We start from the raw sequence: 23,013 nt of genomic DNA, 5'->3' as shown, positions 1-23,013 counted from the left end.
CGGGGGGTGGGCGTGCGCTCCCCATTAAAGGCGCTGCTTGCGGCTGGCCGGGTGCCCACCCCCGGCCCCTCCCGCAAGCAGGAGGGGAGTTTAAGTGAAAGCAGCCGTCCTTTACGAACCCAAATCGGACCTCGTGATCGAGGATATCCGCGTCGATAAGCCCGGCCCGCGCGAAGTGCTGATCCGCACGGTCGCCTGCGGCGTATGCCGGTCGGACCTGCATTTCGTCGATGGCAGTTTCCCGCATCCGATGCCGACCGTCCCCGGCCATGAAGCTGCCGGGATCGTCGAAGCAGTCGGCAGCGACGTCGCGCGGCTGCGGCCGGGTGATCATGTCATCACCTTCTTCACCGTCTTCTGCGGCAGTTGCGAGATGTGCGTCACCGGGCGCCCGTCGCTGTGCATCGATCCGTCGACCAAGCGGGCGAAGGGCGCCGACCCGCGCATCAGCCTGAACGACGGCACGCCGCTCGCGCCGTTCCTGAACCTGTCGGCGTTTGCCGAAATGATGCTGGTGCATGAAAATGCCTGCGTCGCGATTTCGAAGGACATGCCGCTCGACCGCGCGGCGCTGCTCGGCTGCGCGGTGATCACCGGCGCGGGGTCGATCTTTAACGACAGCCGCCTGCGCGCGGGCGAGACGGTGGCGGTGATCGGCTGCGGCGGCATCGGGCTTGCCGCGATCAACGCCGCCAAGATCGCGGGGGCAGGGGCGATCATCGCGATCGATCCGGTGGCCGACAAGCGCGCGCTCGCGACCCGGCTCGGCGCGACGCATGGCTTCGCGCCCGATGAGCCCGATCTGGCGAAGAAGATCGCGGGCCTGACCGGCGGTGGCGTCGATTATGCGATCGAAGCGGTCGGACGGCCCGAAACCGCCGAGCTTGCCTGGACGATCCTGAAGCGCGGCGGCACCGCGACGATCCTCGGCATGATCGCGCCGGGCAAGGCGGTCAGCCTGCCGGGGCCGAGCTTCCTCACCGGCAAGAAGCTGCAGGGGTCGCTACTGGGCTCGACGCGTTTCCCGATCGACATGCCGCGGCTGGTGCAGATGTATCTCGACGGCAAGCTCGATCTCGACACGATGGTCGCCGAGCGGATCAGCCTCGATGGCGTCAATGGCGCGCTCCAAGCGCTGCGGACGGGGGACACGGTGCGCTCCGTGATCGAATTCGCATGACCGCGGCGGAGACGGCGGACGTCACGATGGTCGGCACCCTGCCGGTGCCCGCCGACGATCCGATCGACGCCGCGCGGGTCGCCGCATGGATGGAAGCCAACGTGCCCGGAGCGCGGGGGCCGGTCACGCTGTCGAAGTTCAAGGGCGGCCAGTCGAACCCGACCTACAGGGTCGAAAGCCCGGGCGGCACTTTTGTCCTGCGCCGTCAGCCGTTCGGCAAGCTGCTGCCGAGCGCGCATGCCGTCGACCGCGAATATCGGCTGATCGCTGGGCTGCACCCGACCGGCTTCCCGGTGCCGCGCCCTTACGGGCTGTGCGAAGACGCCGAAGTGATCGGCTCGAAATTCTACCTGATGGAGCTGGTGAGCGGGCGCAACCTGTGGGACGGCGCGCTCCCCAGCATGACGCCGCCGCAGCGCACCGCGATCTATAACGCGATGTGCGACACGATGGCGCAGCTCCACAACACCGATCACGAAGCGGCGGGCCTCGGTGATTACGGCAAGCCCGGCAATTATTTCGAGCGTCAGGTCGCGCGCTGGACCAAGCAATATCGCGCGTCAGAAACCGAGCACATGCCCGATGTCGAGGCACTGATCGAATGGCTCCCCGCCACCCTGCCGCAGCAGGACCGGGTGTCGATCGTCCACGGCGATTACCGCATCGACAACATGATCTTCCACGCCGACGAGGCGCGGGTGATCGCGGTGCTCGACTGGGAGCTGTCGACGCTCGGCGATCCGCTCGCCGATTTCAGCTATTTCCTGATGAACTGGGTCACCCAGCCCGAGGGGCGTTCGGGCGTGATGGGGCTGGCCGGTGCAGAAACGGGCATCCCGACGATCGAGGACATGGTCGCCCGCTATTGCGCGGCGACCGGACGCGACGGGGTGCCGCAGCTCGACTGGTATTTCGCCTATAATCTGTTCCGGCTCACGGGCATCGTCCAGGGCATCAAGAAGCGCATCGTCGACGGCACCGCGAGCAGCGCGCAAGCGGCCAAGACCGCCGAGCGCGTCGGGCCGCTGGCGGCGGCGGCGTGGAGTTTTGCGAAGCGGGCGGGGGCTTGACCGATTCCCCTCCCGCTTGCGGGAGGGGTTTGGGGTGGGCGCACCGCCCGCCCAACATAAGGTGCTAGCGGTAGTCAGGCCCACCCCCGGCCCCTCCCGCTAGCGGGAGGGGAGATCAGATGTCGCAATTCGACCTGCACGGCAAAACCGCCATCATCACCGGCTCTTCGCGCGGGATCGGCAAGGCGAGTGCGTGGGAGCTTGCCGAACATGGCGCCAAGGTCGTCATCTCCAGCCGCAAGCAGGAAGCGTGCGAAGAAGTCGCGGCCGAGATCAACGCCAAATATGGCGACGGCACCGCAATCGCGGTTGCGGCCAATATCTCCGACAAGGCGGGGCTCCAGCATCTGGTCGAAGCGACGTGCGCGCGCTTCGGGCAGATCGACATTCTCGTCTGCAATGCGGCGTCGAACCCCTATTATGGCCCGCAGGAAGGGATTGCTGACGAGCAGTTTCGCAAGATCCTCGACAACAACATCGTCTCCAACCACTGGCTGATCGCGATGGTCGCGCCCGAGATGCGCGCGCGGCGGTCGGGGAGCATCATCATCATCTCGTCGATCGGCGGCTTGCGCGGATCGACGGTGATCGGCGCTTATTGCATCAGCAAGGCCGCCGACATGCAGCTTGCGCGCAATCTGGCCCATGAATTCGGCCCCGACAATGTCCGCGTGAACTGCATCGCGCCCGGTCTGATCAAGACCGATTTCGCCCGCGCGCTCTGGGAAGACCCGGCACGGATCGAGGCAGCCAACAAGAGCGTCCCGCTGCGCCGCATCGGCGAGCCGCATGAGATTGCCGGGGCCGTCGTGTTCCTGGGGAGCGACGCCAGCACCTTCATGACCGGGCAGACGATCGTGCTCGACGGCGGGGTAACGATCTAACGTTCAGTGCCAATACCCGCTCGTGCTGAGCTCGTCGAAGCACCGTCCTTCTCTGGGCGCGGGGTAAAGAAGAACAGCCCTTCGACAAGCTCAGGGCGAACGGAGATTTTGAAATGGCAACTCGTTTCACTGGCAAATCGATCATCGTCACTGGCGCCGCTTCCGGCATCGGCCGCGCCGCCGCCACCTTGTTCGCGGCCGAAGGCGGCAAGGTCATCTGCGCCGACTGGAGCGATGCCGCCGAGCAAACCGCACAGGCGATCCGCGACGCGGGCGGCAACGCGACCGCTATCAAGATCGACGCGGGCAACGAGGACGACGTGATCCGCACCGTCGCGCTCGCGGTCGAACAATTCGGCGGGCTCGACATCATGTTTGCCAATGCCGGGATTTCGGGCGGGATGGCGAACATCTTCGACACCGATGTGGCGCTGATTACCGAAGTGCTGCGCGTCAACCTGATCGGGCCCTATCTCGCCGTAAAGCATGCCGCGCCCGAAATCGCGAGGCGCGGTGGCGGGGCGATCGTGCTGACGGCGAGCGTTGCCGGCATCCGTTCGGGCGCGGGGTCGCCGGCCTATTCCGCATCGAAGGCAGGGGTCATCAACCTCGCGATGACGTCGGCCCAGCAGCTCTCGGGGTCGAACATCCGGGTCAACGCGATCTGCCCCGGCCTCACCGAAACCGGCATGACCAAGCCGACCTTCGATTATGCGCGCGAGGCGGGGAAGATGGAGAAAGTCGGCCGCCTCAATCCGCTGCGCCGCGCCGCCCAGCCCGAGGAACTGGCTAAGGTCGCGCTGTTCCTGGCGTCCGACGACGCAAGCTATGTCAACGGTCAAGCGCTTGCCGTCGACGGCGGGCTGTCGTCGAGCCACCCGGTAACGCGCCAGGAATATGGCAAGACCGCCGTCTAGCCGCGATCGGCGTTACTGCATCTTGGCATAGTCGACCGACCAAGCGATCGGATCGTCGGTGCCGTCGTCCTGATATTTGATGGGACCTTCGGGCGATGGTGCCTGGAGTCGGACGGCGATCGCGCCGAGATGATGGTCCGAATTGCCGAAATAGAAGCGGAAGCCGCGGAGTGCGATCTTGTCGTTCGGGCTTGGCAATATGCCGCCATCGGCCCGGCGCGACATGCCGGAAACGCTGCCCATCCCGCGCACCGCCGAGCGCGGCGCCCAAATGATCTGCACCCGCACCTTAAAGGTCCGCAAGCGCTTGCCGTCGAAGTTCACGAACTCCTGTGCGGCCATGCCCGCGGTCAAGGTCGAGGCGAGCGGGCCACCCACGATCGGAATACCCGAAAGGCCGAATGACGCGGCAACAACCTGCTCCATCCCCCGAAAATCCGGACCCTGATCGTCCACCAGAGCGACGCGCAGCATGCCTTCGGTCAGCTGGACGGCGATCATCCGGATATTGGCGTCGGTGCCGGGGCGGCGCTCAAATGCGAATCCGGCGAGCAACGGCACATGGTCGGCCGGGCCGGGCGGCAGGGCGACCTGAAAATCGCCACCACCGTCGGTCTTCACTTCGGTCAATTGCCTGAAATAGCCTGCACGCAGCCAGCTGGCCGAACCGGTGAAGGAATCGCCGGGCTGCTTGTCGGCAAGCCGGAACACCGCGTCTGGCGCGGCATTTTCAATGCCGATGGCGCGCAGCTTGTGGTCGGTGCCGGGATAGCGCAGCTCGAACGCGGACAGTGCGCCGATCGTCAGTGGCCCATTGGCTGGCCGTCCGCGTGCTTCGGCGCGTGCTCCGCGCGGTACTGCGACGGTCTGCAACGATGCCGACGCGCCAGCAAGCGATTGGCGCGCGAGCTTTGCGGTTGCCTCGCTGGGCGGCGCTGGCGTGCGTTGCGCGACGCCGGGCAGGGCATGCAGCAAGCAAAGGCCAGTGGCGGCACGGAAGATGGCGCGTTCAAAACCCATGATCTTCTCCCCCAGAAGACTGCGGCGCCCTCAACTATACGCCAATGAGCCGGGCAGCGAAAGGTCGTGCTCGGCGATGCGTGCGCCGGGAGGCGCGAAATCGCCGCCGCATTCGCCCCCAGCGGCGGGCAAAAAGCGGAAAACGACTTGCGGCTGTCATGTTCGCGCGGCACAAAGCCTATATGAAAATATCTGCAATCATAAAAGGTTGTTGCGTAATGATCGCGGGCTGGGACGCGGCATCGGCACAGGTTATGGTGTCGCCTGCGCCATCCAACCAGCAGAAACTGATCGTCTGGCGCGCGGGCGCGGTGCGGTGCGCCGGCACGGTCGAACAGCCGATCGCGCTGCCCGAGCCGACGGGTCAGCTGGGCTGGGGCGGCAGCGGCAGCGCCGCGATCCTGCCTGTGACATTGAGCTTCGCGATTGACGCGAGCGGGCGGCCGCATGCCATCAAGCGCAGCACCGCTTATCGAGCCTATAGCGATGAAATCGAACCGACGCTGGCGTCGGCGCAGTTCGCCGCGGGCACAGCGCGGACCGACTGCACGCTGACCTATGCACCGGATGCCATGCCGATCGAAACGGCGCCGATCGACGCGCTGATTGCCTATTCGGTGTTTCCGAGCGCCGGCCGTCTGCCCAAGTCTGCCTATGACCGCATCCGCGCGGTCGCCTCGGCCGGGTCGACCTGCGACCAGCCACCCGCGGTGCGGCGCCGGACTTTCCCCGATTTCAAGGCGATTCCGCAGGCGCCGGGAACGCGCAGCTGGAGCATGATCGGCTTCGACATCAATGGCGCGGGCCGCCCGACCAACGTCAAGCTGTTCCGCTCAACGGGCAATGCCGCGCTCGATCGGGCATCGGTACGCGCCGTTGCCGATTCGCGGTTCGAGCCGGTTGCGCGGCGTGGCTGCCTCTATCCCTATTGGCGCAGCGGCCCGACGCTGGCTGCGCCGCCGATCCCCGATACGGCGTCGGCGGAGGCGCCGACTTGTCCGGTGGGTAGCCAGTGGAAGACCAAGCCCATACTCCGCTTTCCTGAATCCTATCGTCGGTTGGGTATCGAGGGCTGGGCGTCCGTCGCCTATGACGTCGCACCCTGGGGGCAGACCGGCAACATCCGCGTGCTCGCGAGCGAGCCGTCCGATGCTTTCGGCGCCGCGGCGATTGGCATCGTCCGGGCCGCGACCAAGGTGCCGTCGGCGCAGGGCTATACCAATTGCGTGACGCGCGTGCGTTTTGTCCTCGACCCCGAGCCGGCGGCTCCGGTGGCAGAAGCCGAGGGCGCGGTGCCGGCGCCGTTCTAGCGCGGGTGCACCGCAGCTTGGATTGTCATTCTCGCGAACCCGGGAACCCGTTCGTGGTGGTCGTTCAGCTCCTCAAGGAGTCGAGCGACTATGGGTCCCCGCCTTCGCGGGGATGACGCATTGGTTGGGCAAGCTCGATCCTGAGACTCGCCGCTGCCTAGTTGCCCGGTGCGGGGCGCGGAATGACCGGGCTCAGATCGGCGACCAGCTTGTCCGCGCGGAAGGTCAGGCTTTCGGGGAAACCGGGCGTGCCGATCTTGCCGAAGCGCACGCCCATCAAGTCGATCGTCTGGCGGACCGGGATCAGCGCGACCCCGTCGAAGCCCCGTTCGCGCGCGATCAGCCCGGCCTGCAGCAGCAGCGCCTCGCCCGAGGGCAAGCCCGACACCGACGCCATCGTGATGGTCGACATGATGTCGAACGGCGCAGGATCCTTCTTGCTCGGGGATAGCAGGAACTTGGGCTTCTTGCCCGTTGTCCAGGTCACGCGACCGGCCTTGGCGAATTCCTCGGCGCTGGCACTTGCCAGAGCAAGGCCGTACAGCGATTTGACATAATCCTCGGTCGACAGCGACGTTGCGAACTCGACCAGCTTGCGCTCGTGCCATGCTGCAGCCGTCTCGCCAAGATTGCCGGTCAGCTCCGATGCCGGGGCACCGGCCTGCAGCTGCTGCATGGCGGCGAAGACAAGGCCGCGATTGGCGAGCAGCCACGGACCATGTGCGCGGAACGTCGCGCGCGCCTCGCTGCCCTTGCCCTGCTTCAGATCGACGATCAGCGATTGCAGCGTCAGCGTTTCCGACGCGCTCGCGATGATTGAGGCACGCGCCGCTGCCTCGCCGGTGGATTGCAGCGCGGTGATGCCGCTTTCGGCCTTTTCGCGGAACTGCTTCGACGCGTCGAGATCGCCGGCAAGCGCCAGCAGCGCTGCCTGGGTCGCTTCAAAATCGACCGGTACGAATTTGCGGAGCGATGCCTTGGCAAGATCGATATAGTCGGCGTTGGCAGACGCTGCCTCGCGATAAGCACCGGCTTCGGTCATCGCCATCGTCGCGCTGACGACGTTGATCGGCATGATGCGGGCGATTTGCGTCAGCGCATCGCGCTTGGCGGCGCTAACTTCGGTGGTCAGCGTCAGCAGTGCCCGCGCGCGCTGGGCGAGCGCCACGTCATAGGCGCCGAGTTGCACGGCTTCGACGGCCTTGGCCTCGGCTTCGGCGAAACGCTTGGCGCGGACGAGCACCGTGCTTTCGAGCAGCATCGCCCGCGGCAGCAGGGTCCGGCGGAAGCCGATGTCGGTCTTGTACGCGCCCGCCGCTTCCTCGGCCGTGCGGATCGTCGCCAGCGCCTGGTCGAGATCATTGTCTTCCAGAAGATGGATGGTCTTGGCGATCACCAGCTCGACCCGGCGCTCGCCATTCTGCTCCTGGGCAAGCGCGGTGGTGCAGGCGGTGACGCCGTCCTTCCCCTTGGCGCGCTTCGAGTCGTCGTCCTTGGTGGTGCCGAGTTCGGAAACACCCAGCGTCCCCATTACTGCCAGGGCACGGAACAGTCGCAGCCCGCCGCTGACATGGCCGGTGCGGCCGTCACACAGGACAAAGGGGGAAACGGGCTTGGGCGCGGTCGTCGCCGTCGATTGCGCGAAGGCGGGCGTCGTCAGGGCGGTCGCCACGGCAAACGCGGCGACACCGTGAAGTAAAAATTTCATGCTTCCCCCCGGAAGGTGCGTCTTGTCAGAGCTTTCCTAGGCAAGACTGCCCAAGCTGAAAAGGCGGGAGGCTGCGGAAATTTTGCCGGAGCGCACCAAAACTCTCCGCTGGCGCACTCTAGGTGGCTGGTCACCTCATTCGCGCAGGCGGATCAGGCCTTCCTGTGTGCAACTCGCAACCAACCGTCCATCGCGCGCATAGATCCGGCCGCGGTTGAAGCCGCGGGCATGGCCGCTCCACGGACTGTCGCAGACATAGAGCAGCCAGTCGTCGGCGCGGAACGGCTCGTGCAGCCAGACGGCGTGGTCGAGGCTTGCCGTCTGGAGCTTGTGCGTCATCCAGTTGACGCCGTGCGGCAGCGTCGCCGTGCCGAGCAGCGACATGTCGGAGGCATAGACCAGGATCGCGCGGTGCAGCGCCGGATCATCGGCGACGGGGGCGACGACGCGGAACCAGCTTGCCTGACGCGGCTCCTGCTTTTCGGGCTTGAACCAGCTGCGCGGATTGACCGGGCGGCTTTCGATCATCCGCGGGCGCGTGAAATTGGCGCGGAAACGCTCGGGCATCTGGTCGGCGGTTTCGAGCCGGATCTGCAGGTCGCTCTTCAGCGCCTCCGGCGGCGGCACGTCGGGCATCGGCTCCTGATGCGACAGCCCTTCCTCGGGCCGCTGGAGCGAGCAGGTGAGGGTAAGGATCGGCACGCCCTTCTGCGTCGCGATCACGCGGCGGGTAGCGAAGCTCTTGCCGTCGAAATCGCGCACCACGCGGTAGATGATCGGATGCTCCTCGGCGCCGGGGCGCATGAAATAGGCGTGGAGCGAATGCGCCGCCTTGTCGTCGTCGGTCGATCGCTGCGCGGCTTGCAGCGCCTGCGCCAGTACTTGCCCGCCGAACACGCGCCCGAACCCGTCATCACCGCGCCCGCCGCGATAAAGATCGGTGTCGAGCTCCTCGACGTCGAGCAGGGCAACCAGCTTGGCGGCGAGTTCGGCGGGGGTAGGGTGGTCGGTCATTTGGGTCATTGTGCATCCTAATTCCTCCCCCAGCTTGTATTGGGGAGGGGGACCGCGCCCGCAGGGCGTGGTGGTGGGGGCGAGGCGACACTCCACAGCCCCTCCACCATGCTGCGCATGGTCCCCCTCCCCGAGCAAGCTCGGGGAGGATTTACTTAGTACCCAGCCGCCCGCGCAAGCTGGTCGGCGTGGTAGTTGGCGTCGCCGAACATCTCGGCGAGCACGCGGCCGCGCTTCATGTAGAAGCCGATGTCGTACTCGTCGGTCATGCCGATGCCGCCGTGCATTTGGACGCCTTCCTGCACGGCGAGCGTGGTGGCGAGCGACGTCATCGCCTTGGCGACCGACACGGCCTGCTCGGCACCGGCATCGCCCGCATCGAGCATCTGCTGCGCCTTGAGCACCGCCGCGCGCGCGACTTCCATCTCGCTGTAGAGATGCGCGGCGCGGTGCTGGAGCGCCTGGAAGCTGCCGATGCGGACACCGAACTGCTTGCGCTCCTTCAGATAGTTGACGGTCATGTCCATCGCGCCGCCGCCGACGCCGAGCAGCTCCGCCGCCGCCCCCGCGCGGCCCGCGCGCAGCAGGCGGCCGAGCGGATCGGCGCCGCCGTCGACTTCGCCGATCACGGCGTCGGCATCGACCTCGACGCCATCGAAGGTCAGGCGCGCGGCGATGCTCGAATCGGCGAGCCGCTCGGCGTCGGCGGAAAGCCCCGCTGCGCCCTTCTCGACCGCGAACAGCGTGATGCCGTCCTTGTCGTGCGCCGAGCCGGCGGTGCGCGCGGCAACGATCAGCACGTCGGCGACATGGCCGTGGGTGACGAACTGCTTGGTGCCGCTGAGCTTGAAGCCGTTCCCTGCGCGTTCGGCCTTCATCGCGATGCCGGTGCCGTGCTTGGCGCGCTCATCGATCGCGAGCGCGGCGACGGTGTCACCGCTGAGGATGCCGGGGAACAGCCGCGCGGCGTGCGCGCTGCCCTTGAGCGCCTCGACCGCCGCGACGGCCGTGGCGAGGAACGGCGAGGGCGACAGGTTGCGCCCGATCTCCTCGAGCACCACGCCCGCCTCGACATGGCCGAGGCCGAGCCCGCCATCGTCTTCGCCGATCAGGATGCCGGTGAAGCCCATTTCCGCGAACTGCTTCCACAGATCGCGGCTGAAGCCATCGGGGTTCTTGCTGTCACGCAAGCCCCGCAAGTGGCTGACCGGGGCGGCATCGGCGATGAAGCTTTTCGCCGTGTCGTGCAGCATCGTCTGTTCTTCGGTGAGGTAGAGAGGCATATTTTCCGGCTCCTGGGCCCTCTCCCGCGAGCGGGAGAGGGTTGGGTGAGGGTCTTCTTTTTGATGCGGCGGGGCCGGAAGAAGACCCTCACCGCTGCGACTAGGCAGCAAGCTGCCAAGTCTCGCGCCTCTCCCGCACGCGGGAGAGGGCTACAATCGAGGGCTAAACCGATGGCAATTCCAGAATCCGCTTCGCCACGATGTTGAGCTGGACTTCGCTCGTCCCGCCCTCGATCGAATTGGCCTTGGTGCGCAGCCAGGCGCGGGCGCCGCTGCCGCCGTTCGAGCGCGCGCTTTCCCATTCGAGCGCGTCGGAGCCGCCCGCTGCCATCATCAGCTCATGACGCGACTTGTTCAGCTCGGTGCCGTAATATTTCATCATCGAGGGCTGGGCGGGGTGGGCCTTGCCCGCTTTCAGTTCGTCGATGAAGCGTTCGGACATCATTCCAAACGCCTTGGCGCGCACTTCGAACATCGCGATCGCCGCGCGCAGTAGCGGATCGGCGAGGCGGCCCTCATGGTCGAGGCCGACCGTCGCAATCGCGCCTTCGATCAGCGGATTGCCGCCGGTCGAGCCGAGCCCCATGCCCGAAATCATCTCGCGCTCATGGCCGAGCAGATATTTGGCAACGTCCCAACCCTTATTCTCTTCGTGCACCCGGTTCTTCTTGGGCACCTTCACATTGTCGAAGAAGGTTTCGCAGAAGGGCGAATAGCCGCTGATCAGCAGGATCGGCTTGGTCGAGACACCCGGCGTGGTCATGTCGAACAGCACGAAGCTGATGCCGTTGTGCTTGTCGGCCTTGTTGGTGCGGACGAGGCAGAAGATCCAGTCGGCCTTGTCGGCGTAGCTGGTCCAGACCTTCTGGCCGTTGATGACATAATGGTCGCCCGCATCCTCGGCGCTGGTCGCGAGGCTGGCGAGGTCGGACCCGGCATTAGGTTCCGAATAGCCTTGGCACCAGCGGATTTCGCCGCGCGCGATCCTGGGCAGGTGTTCGAGCTTTTGCTCCTCGGTCCCGTACTTCAGCAGCGCCGGCCCGAGCATCGAAATGCCGAAGCTGTTGAGCGGGTTGCGGCACTTCATGGCCGCCATTTCCTCGCGCAGGATCTTGGTTTCGGCAGGCGAAAGCCCGCCGCCGCCATATTGCGTCGGCCAGTCGGGCACGGTCCAGCCGCGCGATGCCATCGCGTCCATCCATTCCTTCTGCCCCGGCTGGTACACGGCGTTGCGGCCGCCCCAATTGGCGTCCTTCTCGCTGCGCACCGGCTCGCGCATTTCGGGCGGGCAATTGGCTTCGAGCCAGGCGCGCGTTTCGGCGCGGAAAGTTTCCAGGTCGCTCATCGCATTCAGCTCCTCATCAAATTATGCGCCGCGCGGGCCACGGCAATCGCCGTCCAGTCGCGGTTGTAATCGGCGATCACCTGCACACCGATCGGCAGGCCATCGGGGTCGGTGCCAATGCGCACGCTGGTCGCGGGCAGCATCGGGAAAGTGGCAAGGCCCGGAAACGCCAGTTGCACGCCGGCCGGCGTCATCGCGCCGTCGATCAGCAATTGCCGCTCGGCCAGCGGCGTGTCGTCATGCGGATAGGCGGTCGTGCCCCAGATCGGCGCGATCACGGCGTCATAGCTGTCGAATAGCCGCCCCCAGTCGCGACGGCATTTCGCCTGCGCGTCGATAAGCGTGTACCATTCGGGCAGCGTCATTGCCGCGCCACCTTCGGGCGGGGCGCCGCGCGCCATCGCGGTCAGCAGCATGCGAACGTAGTTCATATACTGCATCGCCAGATCGGGCAGCAGATCGCTGGCGTGATCGACCGTCGCGCCTGCCGCCGCAAAGGCCGCGCCGGTCGCCTCGATCGCCGCCTTGATCGATTCCTGCACCGCCGCCATCGGATGCGACGTCAGCAGCAGGATGCGCCAGTCGCCGGGCCCGCGCGGGGCAGGGCGGGCGAGCGCGTCGCCGCCCATCACCTCGAACAACGCTTCGAGATCATCGGCATCGCGCGCGAGCGGGCCGATGACGTTGAGCGCGACGCCGCAAGCTTCGGTGCGCGGGAAATTATGGCCGAAACTCAACAGCGCGTTGTAGGTCGGCTTGTGCCCCCAGACGCCGCAAAAGGCGGCAGGCAGGCGGATCGACCCGCCGATGTCCGAGCCGATCTCGATCGGCACATAGCCTGCCGCCAGCGCGGCCGCCGCGCCGCCCGAAGATCCGCCGGGGACGCGATCGAGATTGACCGGATTGCGGGTGCGGCCATAAACCGGGTTGTTGGTCTGCAAGTCCGCAAGCGCCACCGGCACATTGGTCTTACCCAGGATCACGGCGCCTGCCGCCTTCAGCCGCTTGACCGCGACCGCATCCTCGCTCGCGACGAAATCGGCATGTTCGGCAAAGCCCCAGCAGCTCGGCAGCCCGGCGACGTCGAAGCTTTCCTTCACCGTCATCGGCACGCCAAGCAACGCGCCCGCGCCGTCGCCCGCCGCCACCCGCGCATCGACCGCGCGTGCTTGCTCGCGAGCCCGGTCAAAATCGCGGACGACGACGGCGTTGATCTCGCCATCGCCCGCTTCGATCCGGGCAATCGCCGCCTCGCATTCGGCGAGCGCGCTGGTCTCGCCCGCGCGGATGGCGGCGGCCGTGGCGAGCGCGGTCTTCATGCCGATGGTGTCTCGTTCCGGACGAACTGCACCAGCTCGACTTCATGCCCTTCCGGATCGGCGACGAAGGCAATCTTCATCGGGCCGAGCGCGAACGGCTTGCGCCGCGATGTCGCGCCGTGATCGAGCAAGCGCGCATAGGCCGCGTCGACGTCCTTGGTGAGGAAGCCGACCGGCCCATGCGCGGTGCCGAGCGCAAGGTCGCGCCCATCCTTCCAGCGATAGAGCACCAGCGTGAACCGATCCCCCGGCATCGTCAGCATCGCTTCCTCGACTTCGGGCAGATCGACTCGCGGCCCCGCTTCGACCATGCCGAAAGCGCCGGTGTAGAAGGCGATTGCCGCCTCCATATCGGCGACGATCAGCTTGAAGAAGTTGAGCCGGAAGCCGAGCTCGGCCGGGACTTCCGCGATCGCCGGGGCAGCGGTACTCACTTGAACCGGCTCCCCGTCTCGGCGTTGGTCTTCAGCAGTTCGGCGACCTTGAAGCCGTGCTTTTCGAGCCCCGCGACGATCGTCTTGGCGCCGACGGTATCGCCCCAGAACATCGGGCCGCCGCGATAGACCGGCCAGCCATAGCCATAGATCCACACGACATCGATGTCCGACGCGCGCTGCGCCATCTTCTCTTCGAGGATCAGCGCGCCTTCGTTGACCATCGTGTAGAGCGTGCGTTCGATGATTTCCTCGTCGCTGATCTCGCGCTTGGGCAGGTTTGAGCGGCTGCGGAAATCCTCGATGATCTCGGCGACGCGCGGGGAGGGCGTCGGGTTGCGCTTCTCGTCATAGTCGTAGAAGCCCGCGCCCTTTTTCTGGCCCCAGCGATCCTCGGCGCACAGCGCATCGCGGATGCTTTCGATGCGACTCGGGTCGCGGTGCCAGCCGATGTCGACGCCGGCGAGATCGCTCATCTGGAACGGCCCCATCGGCATGCCGAATTCGACATGGACGCGGTCGATCTGCTCGGGCGTCGCGCCCTCCATCAGCAGCTTGTTGGCCTCGACCTGACGCGGCATCAGCATGCGGTTGCCGATGAAGCCGTGGCACACGCCCGCCACCACCGCGACTTTCTTGATCGTCTTGGCGAGCGCCATCACCGTTGCCAGCACGTCGTCGGCGGTCTTGGCGCCGCGCACGACTTCCAAAAGCTTCATGACGTTGGCAGGCGAGAAGAAGTGCATGCCGAGCACGTCCTGCGGGCGGCTGGTCGAGGCGGCGATCTCGTCGATGTTGAGATACGACGTGTTCGACGCGAGGATCGCGCCGGGCTTCACGATCGCGTCGAGCTTGCCGAACAGTTCCTTCTTGACGTCCATATTCTCATAGACCGCTTCGATCACAAGATCGCAGTCGGCGAGATCGTCGAGGCTGAGCGTGGGGGTCAGTGCGCCCATCGCGGCGTCGACCTGTTCGGGCTTGAGGCGCCCCTTGGCGGCCGAGGCTTCGTAATTCTTGCGGATCACGCCGGTGCCGCGATCGAGCGCTTCCTGCTGCATCTCGACGATCGTCACCGGGATGCCGACCGACAGGAAGTTCATCGAAATGCCGCCGCCCATCGTGCCCGCGCCGATCACGCCGACCTTCTTGATTTGGCGCAGCGCGATGTTGGGATCGATGCCGTCGATCTTGGCGGCCTGGCGCTCGGCGAAGAACAGGTGGCGCTGGGCGGCGCTCTGCGTGCCCAGCATCAGCTTCATGAATTCCTGCCGCTCGAACTTGATGCCTTCCTCGAAGGTCGAGCCGTCGGTGGCCTTTTCGACGCAGGCGATGTTGGCGGCAGGCGCATCGAAGCCGCGGAAGCGCTTGGCATTGGCGGCCTTAAACGCGGCAACGGCTTCGGGATCGGGCGTCGCGGTCTTTTCGCTCGCGCGCGGCAGCGGGCGCACATCGGCGACTTCGCGGGCAAAGGCGATCGCGTCTTCGGCGAGCGTGCCGTCGCCGGCGATCCGGTCGATCAGGCCTGCGTCGAGCGCGACCTTCGCCGGAATCGGATCGCCGATCGCGGTCATCTGCAGCGCGAGCTTGACGCCTGCGACGCGCGGGATGCGCTGGGTGCCGCCGGCACCGGGGAGCAGGCCGAGCTTGACTTCGGGCGTGCCGATCACCGCCTTCGGATCGGCGATCCGGTAATGGCAGGCGAGCGTCACTTCGCAGCCGCCGCCGAGCGCGGTGCCGTGGAAGGCCGCGATCACCGGCTTGTCGGCGGCTTCGATCATGTCGAGCAGGGTGGGGAGGCCCGGCTCCTGCATCGGCTTGCCGAATTCGGTGATGTCGGCACCCGCGAAAAAGGTCTTGCCGTCGCAGCGGATGACGATCGCCTTGATGCTGGGGTCGCCGAGCCCTTCCTTGACCCCCACATCGAGGCCCTGCCGCACGGCGGCGCCGAGCGCGTTGACCGGCGGGCTGTTGGAGATGACGACGAGCACGTCGCCGTGCCGTTCGGTGGTGATGGGCGAAGTCATATCATTCTCTCCATTATTCCCCCGCGAAAGCGGGGGGCCAGGGCCGCCTGCGCGGCGCTTCGTGGTTCTGGGCTCCTGCTTTCGCAGGAGCACCGGCGGATGCTGTTACGTCAGCGCGGAATAGATCAGTGTCTTCAATTCGCGGCGGATCGGGTAGCTGTTCGACGGGCGCAGCTGGGTCATGAACACCATGTGGATGCGCTCGACCGGGTCGATGAAGAAGGCGGTCGAGAACATGCCGCCCCAATAATATTCGCCCACCGAGCCCGGCATCATCGATTTCGCGACATCCATGTTGACCGCAAAGCCGAGGCCGAAACCGGTGCCGGCATTCTGCGTCTCGCTGAACAGCGATTTCGACAACGACGCCAGGTCCTTGCCGCCGGGCAGGTGGTTGAGCGTCATCAGTTGAAGCGTCTTGCGCGACACGATCCGCACACCGTCGAGTATCCCGCCATTCAGGCACATCGCGCAGAAACGGTGATAGTCGAGCGCGGTCGACACGAGCCCGCCGCCACCCGACAGGAAGCGCGGCTGGCGGCTCCACGCGCTTTTCTCGCCGCGATCGAACATTTTCTTACCGCCCGGGACCCAGTCATAGCAGTCGGTCAGCCGGTGGACCTTGTCCTCGGGCACCGCGAAGAACGTGTCGTGCATGCCGAGCGGTTCGAAAATGCGCGTGCGGAAGAAGTCGTCGAGCTTCATGCCGCTGACGCGCTGGATGATCGCGCCGAGCACGTCGGTCGCGACCGAATAATTCCATGCCTCGCCGGGCGAGAATTCGAGCGGGATCTTGCCGAGCGCGCCGACGAATTCGTCGAGATCGAAATTGCCGTGCCAATTCTCGAGCCTGCCCTCGCGGTAGGCGGCATCGACGTTCGAGCGGTTCTGGAAACCATAGGTCAGCCCGCTGGTGTGGCGCAGCAGGTCGAGCATCCGCATCGGCTCGGTCGTCGGCTTGGTCATGAACGGCACGCCGCCGCCGCCGCCGTTATAGACGCCGATCCCCTTGAACTCGGGCAGGACGTGGTGGACCGGCGTGTCGACCGCGACCTTGCCTTCCTCGACCAGCATCATGAACGCGATCGAGGTGATCGGCTTGGTCATGCTCGCGATTCGAAACAGGCTGGTCTGGTCGATCGGCGCACCGCCCTCTCGCGCGGCGCCGTGGTGCGAGAAATGCACGATCTCGCCGTCGCGCGCGATCAGCAGTTGCGCATTCGGCAGCAGCCCCGGTGCGACGTAGCGCTCGTTCAACAGCGCATCGATCCGCGCCAGCCGCCGGGTGTCGAAGCCATGCGCTTCAGGGTCCGCCAATGCCATAAGCCTCTCCATACCCCTGGTTCGAACCTTCGCACTCCTATTGCCTTGAGCGCGGTCCGAATCAACACTAACCTTGGCTTAAATGGCGGATAAGCCAAACCCGAAATTCAAGTGCTGGAGAGATGCCCGTGGCGACCACCCTTAGCGAACCCCTGATCGCGCTCGACCCTGCGTGGCCCAAGATGGGCCTGAAGGAGATCGAGGCGGCGCTGACTGCGCCGGGATCGCGCTTCGAGATGGAGACCATCGATATTCGCGGCGTGCCGACACGCGTGTGGAAACATGCTCCCGCCAATCTCGCGCAGATCGTGATGCTATCGCGGGCGCACGGCGCGCGCGAATTCACGATCCATGAGGATGAGCGCGTCACTTACGAAGCGCATTACCGCGCAGTCGCAGCACTCGCGGGCAAGCTGGTCGAGATGGGGGTCCAGAAGGGCGACCGCGTCGCCCTGTGCATGCGCAACCTGCCCGAATGGCCGGTCGTGTTTTTCGCGGGCGTGTCGATCGGCGCGATCGTGGTGCCGCTCAATGCCTGGTGGACCGGCGCCGAGCTCGAATATGGACTGAAGGACTCAGGCAGCCGCATCCTGTTCATCGACGGCGAGCGCCACGCGCGGCTGGCCGAGCATTATGACGCGCTGCCCGATCTCGAGTGCATCTATGTCAGCCGCTCCGTCACTCCGCTCGACGGCAAGGCGAGCGCGTTCGAGGCGCTGATCGGGACGCCGCACGACTGGGCCGCGCTCCCCGAAGCCGGCCTGCCGCCGGTCGAGATCGTCCCCGAGGACGATGCGACGATCTTCTACACCAGCGGCACGACGGGGAATCCCAAGGGCGCGCTCGGCACGCATCGCAACCTCATCACCAACATCTTTTCGAGCGGTTATTCGGGCGCGCGGACGCTGCTGCGGCGCGGCGACGAAATCCCCGCGCCGACACCCAAGACGATGCTCACCTGCATCCCGCTGTTCCATGTGACCGCGTGCAGCGCCGGGATGATGGGCGCGGTCGCGAGCGGATCGACGCTGATCTTCATGCGCAAATGGGATGCCGTCCGCGCCATGGAAATCATCGAGCGCGAGAAGGTCCATGCGACCGGCGGCGTGCCGACGATCGCCTGGCAGCTGCTCGAACATCCCGACCGGGCAAAGTACGATCTCTCGTCGCTCGAAGCGATCGCCTATGGCGGCGCGCCCTCGGCGCCCGAGCTGGTCAAGCGGATTTACACCGAATTCGGCGCGCTGCCCGGCAATGGCTGGGGAATGACCGAGACGATGGCGACCGTCACCGGCCATAGCGCGGAGGATTATCTCAACCGCCCGACCAGCGCCGGCCCGCCGGTCGCGGTCGCTGACCTGAAGATCATGGACGAAGACGGCGTCAACGAACTCCCCATCGGCGAGGTCGGCGAGCTCTGGGCGCGCGGGCCGATGATCGTGAAGGGTTATTGGAACAAGCCCGAAGCGACGGCGGCGACCTTCGTCGACGGCTGGGTGCGCACCGGCGACCTCGCCCGGCTCGACGAGGAAGGCTTCCTCTACATCGTCGACCGCGCCAAGGACATGATCATCCGCGGCGGCGAAAACATCTATTCGAGCGAAGTCGAAAACGTCCTCTACGCGCATCCTGCGGTCACCGACTGCGCGCTGATCGGCCTGCCGCACCGCACGCTGGGCGAGGAACCGGCAGCGGTGGTGCACCTCGCACCCGGCACGAGCGCGACCGAGGCGGAGTTGCAGGCGTGGGTGCGGCAGCATCTGGCGGCATTCAAGATGCCGGTGGCGATCCGGTTTGTGGAGGAAACGCTTCCGAGGAATGCGAACGGGAAGATTTTGAAGAAGGATTTGAAGGTGTTGTTCGAAGATCGGGTGGGGGTGGCGGCGTAACGGGAGGCGATCGGCGCAGGCTGCGATTAGCGCATGCCATGACGAGCCGCCGCAGCCGTTTCATTTTGCCATGCAACATGCAGTCACGTTGGCATATGTGCCGCGACGACCTCTATGGTCATGGGCACAGATAAGGGGTTGAAATGAAGGTTCTTCTCGTCGCAGCGACACTCTTATTTTCGGCGTCGATGGCCAACGCAGCCCCGCGGCCTGACCAGCAGCAGTTCCGTGAACTTTACAAAGAGCTTGTCGAGACTAATACCACCCATAGTAATGGTGATTGCACGCTGGCTGCCACACGGATGGCGGCGCGCCTGAAGTCGGCGGGTTTTACCGATGCCGATCTCAACGTCTTCTTTCCCGAAAACCTGCCGCTTGATGGCGGGCTGATCGCGACCTTTGCCGGTAGCGACCCGAAACTGGGTGCCGTCATGCTCCTTGCCCATCTCGACGTGGTCGAGGCAAAGCGCGAAGACTGGACGCGGGATCCGTTCACGCTGATCGAGGAAGACGGCTGGTTCTATGCCCGTGGTGCCGCCGACGACAAGGCGCAGGCGGCAATCTGGACCGACACGATGGCGCGATTGAAGGTTGCCGGTGCGAAGCCGAAGCGCACGATCAAGCTGCTGCTCAGTTGCGGCGAAGAATCGGGCGCGCGCATCAACAACGTTCGCTGGCTGATCGAAAAACACCCCGACTGGATCAAGGCGAGTTTCGCCCTGAACGAGGGTGGCGGTGGCTCGCTGAAGGCCGATGGCACGCCGCTTGCCTTGATCTTTCAGGCGGGCGAGAAGGTAAGCCAGAATTTCAAGGTCGAAGCGATCAACCCCGGCGGTCATAGTTCGGTGCCGCGCCCGGATAACGCCATCTATGCGCTTTCGACAGCCATGAATCGTATCGCGGCTTATGAGTTCCCAATTCGCATGAGCGAAATCACTCGCGCGAGTTTCACGGCGCTCGGTAAGATGACCCCGGGACCGATGGGCGAAGCGATGCTCAAGCTTGTCGCCAACCCGACTGACAAGGCGGCGGATGCGATCGTTTCGAAAGACCCGCGCTTTCATTCACTGCTGCGTACCACCTGTGTCGCGACACAGATCGAAGGTGGTCATGCCATCAACGCGCTGCCCCAGCGCGCCTTTGCCAATATCAACTGCCGCATGTTCCCGACCGACACCCCCAGCGATGTGGGCGCGCAGTTGAAAGCGGCGATTGGCGACGCCCCGGTGACGATCGTCGCCGTGCCGCCGGTCAATCCGGTCAACGCACCGCCGCCGCTGGCGGGCGAAGTCTATGACAAGGCAGCAACGCTGGCGAAGCAGCATTTCCCCGGCGTGCCGATCGTACCGTCGATGAGCACGGGCGCTACCGATGCGCGCTTCCTTATCGCCGCCGGCGTGCCGACCTATGGCGTGCCGGGTTTGCTAAGCGACGGTTCGAACAACGCCCATGGCCTGAACGAACGCATTTCGGTTAAATGGCTGATGACCGGGCGGGATTATCTGTTCGACCTCGTCAAAGCCTATGCAGGTGCGAAGTAAAGATCGTCATCCCTCAAGCGTGGAGGGGCTCCGGTCGGGTCCGGGCTATAACAAGCCGAAGCTCCTGCAATTTGAACGGATTTCGCGCCGTCGAGACCCGCGTCTGAACCGCTCGCCCGCTCAGCCCCCGGCTAGCGCCACCACGCTCTCCACCGCCCGCTGCCACCCCGCCAGCCGTGCCTCGCGCACATCCACCGCCATCTCCGGCTCGAACCGCTCGACCGTCCCCCGCATCGCGCTTGCCGCCTCCAGCCCGCCGAACAGCCCGCTGCCGACCCCCGCGAGCATCGCCGCGCCGAGCGCCGTCGTTTCGGCAAAGGCGGGGCGTTCGACGGGGATGGCGAGGATGTCGGCCATGTCCTGCGCCATCCAGTCGTTGGCGACCATGCCGCCGTCGATCCGCAGGCTCGCCCAGTCGACACCGTCGGCCGCAAAGGCGGTCTTCAGGTCGTTCGCCTGATGCGCCATCGCCTCCAGCGCCGCGCGGACGATGTGCGCGCGGGTGTTGGTGAAGCTGAGCCCCGAAATCGCGCCGCGTGCCTCGGGCTGCCACCACGGCGCGCCGAGGCCGGAGAGGGCAGGGACGAGGTACACGCCGCCATTGTCGGCGACGCTGCGCGCGAGCGCCTCGGTCTCGGCCGCGGTGCCGATTATGCCGATCGAATCGCGCAGCCATTTGATCAGGCTGCCGGCGACAAACACCGATCCTTCGAGCGCATAGGCGCGCTTGCCGCCCAATTGCCACGCGACCGTCGACAGCAGCCGGTGGTGCGACACCGGCGGGATCGCGCCTGCCTGCGTCAGGATGAAAGCGCCGGTACCGAAGGTCGCCTTGGTCTCGCCGGGCGCGAGGCACGCCTGACCGATCGTCGCCGCCTGCTGGTCGCCGGCCATGCCGCAAATCGGGATGGCGGCGCCGAACAGCGTGGTCTCGCCGAAACGTCCGGCGCAATCGACGATCTCGGGCAGCGCTGCGCGTGGGGCACCGAACAGGTCGATCAGGCCATCGTCCCAGCCGCCGCTGCCGATCGCCATCAGCGCGGTGCGGCTCGCGTTGGTCGCGTCGGTGATGTGCAGGCCGCCCCGGCTTTCATTGGCGGTCAATTTCCAGACGAGCCAGCTTTCGACCGTTCCGACCGCCAGCCGGTCGCCCGCTTCGGCAAGCTGCGGCCAGTGGCGCAGCGCCCAGCCGATCTTCGAGCCCGAGAAATAGGGATCGAGCAGCAGCCCGGTCTTGGCCTGCACGGCGGCTTCATGCCCCGCTTCCTTCAGCGCCTGGCAATCGGCGGCGGTGCGGCGGTCCTGCCACACGATCGCGGGCGCGAGCGGCTCGCCGGTGGTCTTGTCCCAGAACACGACCGTCTCGCGCTGGTTGGTGATGCCGATCGCGGCGACTCGCTCGGCCCCGCCGACCTGCTCGATCACATCGCGCGTCACTGCCAGCGTGTGCGCCCAGATTTCGGCAGCGTCATGTTCGACCCAGCCAGGCTGCGGATAATGCTGGGTCAGTTCCAGCGCGTGGGTGGCAAGGCAGGCGCCGTCGGCGGCGAATGCCATGGCGCGCGTCGAAGTGGTGCCTTCGTCGATGACCAGAATGATGTCGCTCATGCACCCAAGCTAGCCGGGATTGCGCAGCGAAGGAATGCAGCTAGTGATGCCGGATCGAGGAGCATCACGTGGACGGGCCGAGCGACGCATCAACGGCGGTGAACATGGACGTGGCGCCAGTACCGGCGCCGTCCGTCGTGCCCCAGCCCGCGCCGGCCGAAAGTGATGAGGTTGCCGATCGCCGCGATCGCCTGCTCGCGGCATTGACGCTGATCGCGGGCGTCGGCCTTGTCATTGCGTTGCCGTTCGCGCTGAAGGCGGGGGCCGAATTCTTCCTGCCAGTGACGGCGGCACTGGTGATTGCCGTCGCGCTGGTACCGATTCTCGAATGGCTAGAACGGCGGCGGATTCCTGCGCCGGTCGCATCGCTGATCTGCGTCGTCGGGTTCCTTGGTGTCGCGAATATCGTGCTCGCGGCGATCATCGTGCCGGCGGTCCAGTTCTTCCGCTTGCTGCCCGAACGCATCGGCCGCATCCAGATGAACCTGAAGCCGCTGCTCGAATTCTACAACAGCATCGAAAAATATGTCGACAAGACCGCGATGCGGCTCGCAGCGGGATCGGCCAAGAATGTCGCTGACGCTGCGCAGGCAACCGCCGTGCCGCCGCGATCACTGGTCGAACTGGTCGCGGTGTCGGCGCCGAGCGTTTTCATCCACATCTTCTTCGGCACGCTGATCGTCTATTTCTTCCTGAGCGGCTGGACCCGGCTGCGGCGCCAGACGATCACGTCGCGCGCCAGCTTCGACGGCGCGCTTGCCACCGCGCGCGTGATCCAGGACGTGGTCGATGACACGTCGTCTTATCTGGGCACGATCACCGTCATCAATCTCGCGCTCGGGCTGGTGATCGCGGTGGCACTCTGGATCATGGGGATGCCCTATCCGCTGATGTGGGGCGGTATCGTCGCGCTGCTCAACTACATTCCCTATTTCGGGCCGATTGCGGCGGCGATGCTGCTGGCGCTCGGCGGATTGATGGTGTTTTCGGATCCCGGGGTCGCGCTCGTTCCGGCGCTGATCATGATCGGTGCGCATCTGCTCGAGGCCAATGTCATCACCCCGCTGGTGGTCGGCCATCGCCTCACGATCAACCCGATCATGATTCTGATTTCGATCAGCTTTTGGGGGTGGGTGTGGGG

The 23,013-nt window shown here is 65.8% G+C and carries 18 protein-coding genes; 8 read left to right on the top strand and 10 right to left on the bottom strand.

The annotated features are described in order from the left end of the window. The first annotated feature begins 94 nt into the window (after positions 1-94). The 4 genes from AX672_RS01095 (at position 95) to AX672_RS01080 (ending at position 4,051) form a co-directional block, all read left to right on the top strand. Positions 95-1,180, top strand: coding sequence for a Zn-dependent alcohol dehydrogenase (locus AX672_RS01095; RefSeq protein ID WP_066646946.1), 1,086 nt, complete (start codon positions 95-97; stop codon positions 1,178-1,180). Further along, positions 1,177-2,250 carry a phosphotransferase family protein gene (locus AX672_RS01090; RefSeq protein WP_082730309.1) on the top strand — a complete coding sequence of 358 codons (1,074 nt, stop codon included), beginning with the start codon at positions 1,177-1,179 and terminating at the stop codon, positions 2,248-2,250. Before AX672_RS01095 ends, AX672_RS01090 begins: the two co-directional genes overlap by 4 nt. Positions 2,251-2,369: 119 nt before the next feature. Beyond that, entirely contained in the window at positions 2,370-3,134 is a 765-nt protein-coding gene (locus AX672_RS01085) for an SDR family oxidoreductase (RefSeq protein WP_066646942.1), read from the top strand. A 113-nt stretch (positions 3,135-3,247) separates the two neighbouring features. Further along, positions 3,248-4,051, top strand: coding sequence for an SDR family NAD(P)-dependent oxidoreductase (locus tag AX672_RS01080; protein ID WP_066646936.1), 804 nt, complete (start codon positions 3,248-3,250; stop codon positions 4,049-4,051). A 12-nt stretch (positions 4,052-4,063) separates the two neighbouring features. On the opposite strand, the gene AX672_RS01075 is transcribed toward AX672_RS01080, so the two are convergent. After that, positions 4,064-5,071, bottom strand: a complete 1,008-nt coding sequence (locus tag AX672_RS01075; RefSeq protein WP_066646934.1) for a hypothetical protein — start codon at positions 5,069-5,071, stop codon at positions 4,064-4,066. A gap of 218 nt (positions 5,072-5,289) precedes the next feature. Here AX672_RS01075 and AX672_RS01070 point away from each other — a divergent pair, with 218 nt between their 5' ends. Further along, positions 5,290-6,381: an energy transducer TonB gene (locus AX672_RS01070; protein WP_066646931.1), complete on the top strand. Its 1,092-nt coding sequence runs from the start codon at positions 5,290-5,292 to the stop codon at positions 6,379-6,381. A gap of 157 nt (positions 6,382-6,538) precedes the next feature. Here the strand turns inward: AX672_RS01070 and AX672_RS01065 are convergent, their stop codons facing one another. From AX672_RS01065 to AX672_RS01030, 8 genes are all read right to left on the bottom strand, one after another. Next, the gene (locus AX672_RS01065; protein WP_168727278.1) at positions 6,539-8,089 is read right to left on the bottom strand and encodes a hypothetical protein; all 1,551 of its coding nucleotides are present in this window, start codon (positions 8,087-8,089) and stop codon (positions 6,539-6,541) included. Between the two features lie 135 nt (positions 8,090-8,224). After that, positions 8,225-9,103: an acyl-CoA thioesterase gene (locus AX672_RS01060; RefSeq protein ID WP_066646922.1), complete on the bottom strand. Its 879-nt coding sequence runs from the start codon at positions 9,101-9,103 to the stop codon at positions 8,225-8,227. A 155-nt stretch (positions 9,104-9,258) separates the two neighbouring features. Further along, positions 9,259-10,386: an acyl-CoA dehydrogenase family protein gene (locus AX672_RS01055; RefSeq protein ID WP_066646918.1), complete on the bottom strand. Its 1,128-nt coding sequence runs from the start codon at positions 10,384-10,386 to the stop codon at positions 9,259-9,261. Positions 10,387-10,549: 163 nt separating this feature from the next. After that, on the bottom strand, positions 10,550-11,731 hold the full coding sequence (locus tag AX672_RS01050; protein ID WP_066646915.1) for an acyl-CoA dehydrogenase family protein: 1,182 nt from the start codon (positions 11,729-11,731) through the stop codon (positions 10,550-10,552). Between the two features lie 5 nt (positions 11,732-11,736). Next, on the bottom strand, positions 11,737-13,050 hold the full coding sequence (locus AX672_RS01045; RefSeq protein ID WP_066646912.1) for an amidase family protein: 1,314 nt from the start codon (positions 13,048-13,050) through the stop codon (positions 11,737-11,739). Further along, the gene (locus AX672_RS01040; protein ID WP_066646909.1) at positions 13,047-13,484 is read right to left on the bottom strand and encodes a VOC family protein; all 438 of its coding nucleotides are present in this window, start codon (positions 13,482-13,484) and stop codon (positions 13,047-13,049) included. The genes AX672_RS01045 and AX672_RS01040 overlap by 4 nt, the downstream gene beginning before the upstream one ends. Beyond that, a complete protein-coding gene (locus AX672_RS01035; RefSeq protein ID WP_066646906.1) occupies positions 13,481-15,511 on the bottom strand; it encodes a 3-hydroxyacyl-CoA dehydrogenase NAD-binding domain-containing protein in 2,031 nt (676 codons plus the stop codon). Before AX672_RS01035 ends, AX672_RS01040 begins: the two co-directional genes overlap by 4 nt. Before the next feature lie 105 nt (positions 15,512-15,616). Further along, complete coding sequence (locus AX672_RS01030; RefSeq protein ID WP_082730307.1) at positions 15,617-16,834, bottom strand: serine hydrolase domain-containing protein; 1,218 nt, start codon at positions 16,832-16,834, stop codon at positions 15,617-15,619. 122 nt (positions 16,835-16,956) lie between these two features. On the opposite strand from AX672_RS01030, the gene AX672_RS01025 reads away from it, so the two are divergent. Both AX672_RS01025 and AX672_RS01020 read left to right on the top strand, forming a co-directional pair. Further along, positions 16,957-18,723: a class I adenylate-forming enzyme family protein gene (locus AX672_RS01025; protein ID WP_082730306.1), complete on the top strand. Its 1,767-nt coding sequence runs from the start codon at positions 16,957-16,959 to the stop codon at positions 18,721-18,723. A gap of 143 nt (positions 18,724-18,866) precedes the next feature. After that, positions 18,867-20,264 (top strand): M20/M25/M40 family metallo-hydrolase, encoded by a 1,398-nt coding sequence (locus AX672_RS01020; RefSeq protein ID WP_066646904.1) that lies wholly within the window; start codon positions 18,867-18,869, stop codon positions 20,262-20,264. A 120-nt stretch (positions 20,265-20,384) separates the two neighbouring features. Here the strand turns inward: AX672_RS01020 and AX672_RS01015 are convergent, their stop codons facing one another. Beyond that, entirely contained in the window at positions 20,385-21,872 is a 1,488-nt protein-coding gene (locus tag AX672_RS01015; protein ID WP_066646902.1) for an FGGY family carbohydrate kinase, read from the bottom strand. 104 nt (positions 21,873-21,976) lie between these two features. Here AX672_RS01015 and AX672_RS01010 point away from each other — a divergent pair. Next, positions 21,977-23,013, top strand: a 1,037-nt coding sequence (locus AX672_RS01010; protein ID WP_082730317.1) for an AI-2E family transporter, incomplete at its 3' end; no start/stop codon positions are given.

Origin of the sequence: Sphingomonas sp. CCH10-B3, from assembly GCF_001556185.1 — a bacterium.
Classification (GTDB): domain Bacteria; phylum Pseudomonadota; class Alphaproteobacteria; order Sphingomonadales; family Sphingomonadaceae; genus Sphingomonas; species Sphingomonas aquatica.
The sequence above is the reverse complement of the archived record's forward strand: the minus strand, read 5'-3'. Positions and strand labels throughout refer to the sequence as shown.

Excerpts from the sequence above, each read along its gene's own strand:
- AX672_RS01090 (WP_082730309.1), top strand. The coding sequence starts at position 1,177 with ATGACCGCGGCGGAGACGGCGGACGTCACGATGGTCGGCACCCTGCCG.
- AX672_RS01085 (WP_066646942.1), top strand. The coding sequence starts at position 2,370 with ATGTCGCAATTCGACCTGCACGGCAAAACCGCCATCATCACCGGCTCT.
- AX672_RS01080 (WP_066646936.1), top strand. The coding sequence starts at position 3,248 with ATGGCAACTCGTTTCACTGGCAAATCGATCATCGTCACTGGCGCCGCT.
- AX672_RS01075 (WP_066646934.1), bottom strand. The coding sequence starts at position 5,071 with ATGGGTTTTGAACGCGCCATCTTCCGTGCCGCCACTGGCCTTTGCTTG.
- AX672_RS01070 (WP_066646931.1), top strand. The coding sequence starts at position 5,290 with ATGATCGCGGGCTGGGACGCGGCATCGGCACAGGTTATGGTGTCGCCT.
- AX672_RS01065 (WP_168727278.1), bottom strand. The coding sequence starts at position 8,089 with ATGAAATTTTTACTTCACGGTGTCGCCGCGTTTGCCGTGGCGACCGCC.
- AX672_RS01060 (WP_066646922.1), bottom strand. The coding sequence starts at position 9,103 with ATGACCGACCACCCTACCCCCGCCGAACTCGCCGCCAAGCTGGTTGCC.
- AX672_RS01055 (WP_066646918.1), bottom strand. The coding sequence starts at position 10,386 with ATGCCTCTCTACCTCACCGAAGAACAGACGATGCTGCACGACACGGCG.
- AX672_RS01050 (WP_066646915.1), bottom strand. The coding sequence starts at position 11,731 with ATGAGCGACCTGGAAACTTTCCGCGCCGAAACGCGCGCCTGGCTCGAA.
- AX672_RS01045 (WP_066646912.1), bottom strand. The coding sequence starts at position 13,050 with ATGAAGACCGCGCTCGCCACGGCCGCCGCCATCCGCGCGGGCGAGACC.
- AX672_RS01035 (WP_066646906.1), bottom strand. The coding sequence starts at position 15,511 with ATGACTTCGCCCATCACCACCGAACGGCACGGCGACGTGCTCGTCGTC.
- AX672_RS01030 (WP_082730307.1), bottom strand. The coding sequence starts at position 16,834 with ATGGCATTGGCGGACCCTGAAGCGCATGGCTTCGACACCCGGCGGCTG.
- AX672_RS01025 (WP_082730306.1), top strand. The coding sequence starts at position 16,957 with ATGCCCGTGGCGACCACCCTTAGCGAACCCCTGATCGCGCTCGACCCT.
- AX672_RS01020 (WP_066646904.1), top strand. The coding sequence starts at position 18,867 with ATGAAGGTTCTTCTCGTCGCAGCGACACTCTTATTTTCGGCGTCGATG.
- AX672_RS01015 (WP_066646902.1), bottom strand. The coding sequence starts at position 21,872 with ATGAGCGACATCATTCTGGTCATCGACGAAGGCACCACTTCGACGCGC.